General features: G+C 63.4%; 4 protein-coding genes and 1 pseudogene. 3 read left to right on the plus strand and 2 right to left on the minus strand.

Annotated elements, in window-relative coordinates:
* Positions 1 to 54 precede the first annotated feature (54 nt).
* Positions 55 to 228: pseudogene (locus H7I57_RS18070) on the minus strand (ATP-binding protein); the annotation flags it as partial.
* Between the two features lie 64 nt (positions 229 to 292).
* Complete coding sequence (locus tag H7I57_RS18075; protein WP_372510267.1) at positions 293 to 463, minus strand: hypothetical protein; 171 nt, start codon at positions 461 to 463, stop codon at positions 293 to 295.
* 289 nt (positions 464 to 752) lie between these two features.
* On the opposite strand from H7I57_RS18075, the gene H7I57_RS18080 reads away from it, so the two are divergent.
* The 3 genes from H7I57_RS18080 to H7I57_RS18090 all read left to right on the plus strand — a co-directional run bounded on the left by H7I57_RS18080 (position 753) and on the right by H7I57_RS18090 (position 2,994).
* Positions 753 to 1,109 (plus strand): IS3 family transposase, encoded by a 357-nt coding sequence (locus H7I57_RS18080; protein WP_264025087.1) that lies wholly within the window; start codon positions 753 to 755, stop codon positions 1,107 to 1,109.
* Positions 1,090 to 1,536 (plus strand): integrase core domain-containing protein, encoded by a 447-nt coding sequence (locus H7I57_RS18085; protein ID WP_372510268.1) that lies wholly within the window; start codon positions 1,090 to 1,092, stop codon positions 1,534 to 1,536. The genes H7I57_RS18080 and H7I57_RS18085 overlap by 20 nt, the downstream gene beginning before the upstream one ends.
* A gap of 351 nt (positions 1,537 to 1,887) precedes the next feature.
* A complete protein-coding gene (locus tag H7I57_RS18090; protein WP_264025089.1) occupies positions 1,888 to 2,994 on the plus strand; it encodes a tyrosine-type recombinase/integrase in 1,107 nt (368 codons plus the stop codon).
* Positions 2,995 to 3,796: the final 802 nt, after the last annotated feature.

Below are 3,796 nucleotides of genomic sequence, written 5' to 3' on the forward strand. Positions count from 1 at the left end.
CTCATGGGCAGATTCGTGTCCGCCACCGGGCAATTCTTAATGGCCACCTACGGGCAGTTCTCCTGTCCGCCCACGGGCACTTTCAAATGTCCATTGACACTGCAGGAACTCCAGATGCCCGAGTTTGCCGTCACAGGTTTGCGCCAGCCGAGCATCGAGGGTGTCGAGCATGCCGGTCAGTTGCAGGGTCTTCAAAGCAGCGCGCAGGCTCGGATCGTGAATAGTCACAATAGTTTTCCTTCGTGTGAATGTAGTTGCAGCAGGTTGCGAATGCGACGGTCGCTGCAGGTGGTTAGGCGGTGCGTTCCGTGTTGAAGGCCTCGGGGCCGCGCAGCAGCGCCGGCGGCGGCGCGGTGGCGAGTGCCGGGGTGTCACCGGCTTCGGTGCCGGCGACCAGGATGCCTTTGACGGTGCGATACCGGGGATCGCCGACCTGCAGGGCCCGGGAGCAGGCGGCGTCCAACCGCCCGGCGCCGTAGCGGTCACGCAGCCCGATGATGCCCTGGATCGCGCGCAGCCGGTGGATCGCGTTGACCTCCTACAGCTCGCGTTGACCTCCGACAGCTCAGCCACGATCGCCACCGCACCAGGTCCGATCTGCTCGGCCTGGCTGCGGCACCAGGTCACCGTGCGCAGGGTGTGGGCGACCTTGTGGGGCGGGTAGTGCTCGAAGTTCGTCGAGCTGAGTGTGGTCACCTGACTTGGCCCCACTTTGGTCGGTGTTCTTCACCAATTTTGGCCCCGGTGGGTTGGTGAGCGTTTCCGGCCGGGTGAACCGTCGCCTGCCGCTCGGGCAGACCACTGCCGATCCCGATGCCGAGATGAGGGCCTGGCTGCGCTCCTACGCCACCAAACACCCGTGCCACGGGTTCCGCCGCGCGTGGGCGGCGCTGCGCTACGACGAGCGCCGTGAGGTGAACAAGAAGAAGATCCACCGGCTGTGGCGCGAGGAGGGCCTGCAGGTCCGTGTGCACAGCCCGCGCAAGCGGGCTGGGATCTCCTCGGTCCCGCCGGTGGAGGCCGACGCGCCGAACGTGGTGTGGGCGATCGACTTCCTTCGACTCCACCATCGACGGCAAGGCCATCAAGATCGCCTCGATGATCGATGAACACACCCGCGAGTCGCTGCTGCATGTGGTGGAACGCTCGATCACCGGCAAGCGGCTGGTGTTTGAGTTGGAGAAAGCATTCGCCGCGGCAGGCGGCCCGCCGAAGGTGCTACGGATGGACAACGGGCCGGAAATGGTTTCTCAAGCGCTGCAACGATTCTGCGAGAACAAGACCGGCATGGTGTACATCCCGCCGGGCTGCCCGTGGGACAACGGCTACATCGAATCGTTCAACAACCGCCTGCGCAAGGAGTGCCTCAACCGCAACTACTGGAACACCCTGTTCGAGGCCCGCGTGGTCATCGGCGACTTCAAGCACGAGCACAACCACCGACACCGCCACTCGGCCCTGGGCTACCTGACTCCGGCCGAGTACGCTGCAGCCTGCAGGTGCACCCACACCCCGGTGGCCTGCAGCATCAACTGAGAACGGATCACACCAACCCGACTCAAGAACCGGGTGGACTCAGTATCGGGGACTCGCCACGACGACACTCTGTCGGTCCGCCCCCATGTTCTGGGCCAGGTCGCCATATTTCCAGACCGCCGCCACTCTTTAGCATCCAACACGAGCTGTGTTCGTGACGTTCGCGGCGAGCCTCCCGCCGGCTTCCGTGCGGGCGTGGTACTCATGCGATCACGGGTTCCCAAGGACGCGGCAGGTGGGGTAGGCGTGGACGGTGATCGGTTCTCTGTTCGCAGGGTGCGACATGGGGATGGGAGCCAGTCCTTCTGGATCTTCACTCCCGACTTGGAGGTTCACCGTCCAAGTCTGACGGTGTTGACGCGCTACGGGACATCGACTCAGCAGACCTATGCCTACAGTCTGGTCGATCATTTGAACTGGCTGCTGGCGAATGGCAAGACACCCGGTGTGGTCAGCTTCGAGGACTTGCAGCGCTACATGAACGGGGTGACTGGTCAGGTCGACGGTGTCTACGGCGCGGTGTGGCGTAAGCCGACGCAGAAGCCCCTGGGTCCGTCAGCCGCTGGCAACGTCGCCTCCGTCGTAAAGGCGTACTACCTTGCACTCGCAGCCTCGGGAGAGGTAGCGCCGGAGTTGGCTGAATCGTTACGCTCCAAAACCGCTGCGGGACAGACCAAATCAGGGCGAATGAGCCAGGTCAATCCCCTCGCGCCGAAGGTAACCACACGGCGCCCCCGGTTCCTGCCAGACGAGACGGTGCAGTCGCTGTTCGAGCCGGGTGTGTTGACGTCGGCTCGCGATGTGATGATCCTGACGTGGCTGCATGACGGGGGCATCAGGGTGGGTGGCTTGTGCGGGCTTCGGTTCAGTGACCTGCACCTGCGCCGAAATCATGAGTGTGGTCAACGCGCTGATCCCCACATGCACGTCATCGGACGTGAGGACAACCCCAACGGTGCCCGCGCAAAGGCCTACGGCCCGACAGTCGTCGGCAGGGACGGCTGTGTCGTGGACGGCGTCATCCGGGCTGTTAGTCCGGACATGATCAGTACCTTTTACGCGTATCTGCTGGACGAGTTCCATCCGATCTCGCATCTGGTCAATCATGAACAGGTTCTGGTGCACCTCGCGGGCCGAACTCCGGGTGCGGCGCTCACCACGGCCGGTGTCCGCAAGATGCTGGCCAGAGCGTGCCAGCGGACCGGGCTCCCAGTGCGGGTGACGCCGCACGGTTTCCGGCACAAGGCCGCAGCGGCGTTGTACGCCGAATCCGATTTCAACGCCGAACTGGTCGCCCAAGAGTTCGGCTGGGCAAGCCCTCAGATGGTGTCCGACCTATACGGCAAGTCCGCCAACCGCCACGCCATGAAGTATCTCGAGCAAGCCTGGGAAGCCACTGCCCGGCCAGCGAGCGAAGCATATCTCGCGCCGGAACCGGCATCGAAGGTCGCACATTGACTGCGGCGGAATTGATTGAGGAATCCTTAGCTCCGGCCACCGAGAGTGACTACCTCGGGCTGACTCTCGAACAACGCTATTATGTTGTCAGTCAACATTTCCCATCATGGCTGCTCGCCGAGCCTATCGAGTTTCCCCTGCACCATGAGACGTACGGGTGGGCATGCCGCGTCGAGGGTTGCGGCGGCCGCTTGTCGTCAACGGAGACCCGCCTCATCTGCATTTCGCATGGACAAGAGTACCGACGCGTTCAGGACTCGGTCGACCTTGCTGAGTTTGTGCGCAATGCGGATCCGGTGTCACCACACACGATGGGATGGGCATTGTCGCGCCGGCCCGATTGCATGATCTGTGGCAGCAATCGCGAAGCATGGAAGACCGGCTACTGCACACATCACGGGAGCCTTCTGAGAAAGGCCCGGCGGAGGAGTGGGCCTCAGAAACGAGCTCGCGACGAGTGGGTCAGCGAGGCCAGGTGGCGAGAACTTCAACGCCCGATGCCTCCCTACGATCGCTGCTCGGTACCGTGCTGTGTCCACGACAGTGTGCGCCACGTACATGTGGACGACCAGAACCATAGGGTGTGTGACGGCCACATTGGGCAGTGGGGCGACTGGCTGACCGCCGACGGCAAAGCACCGGGCCCACATGGCTGGGATGCGTTTATTGCCTCTGCGGCAGTCCAAGAATCCGTGTCGGCGCCCAGTGACCGCGCTCACTGAATTTCCCCACTGACGCTCATCGAAATTCCCCACCCGTGTGGCTCCGCCGAGAAGGGCGGGCCTCCCTCGAAGCTGCTGGT

Source organism: Mycolicibacterium pyrenivorans (assembly GCF_025821625.1).
Classification (GTDB): domain Bacteria; phylum Actinomycetota; class Actinomycetes; order Mycobacteriales; family Mycobacteriaceae; genus Mycobacterium; species Mycobacterium pyrenivorans.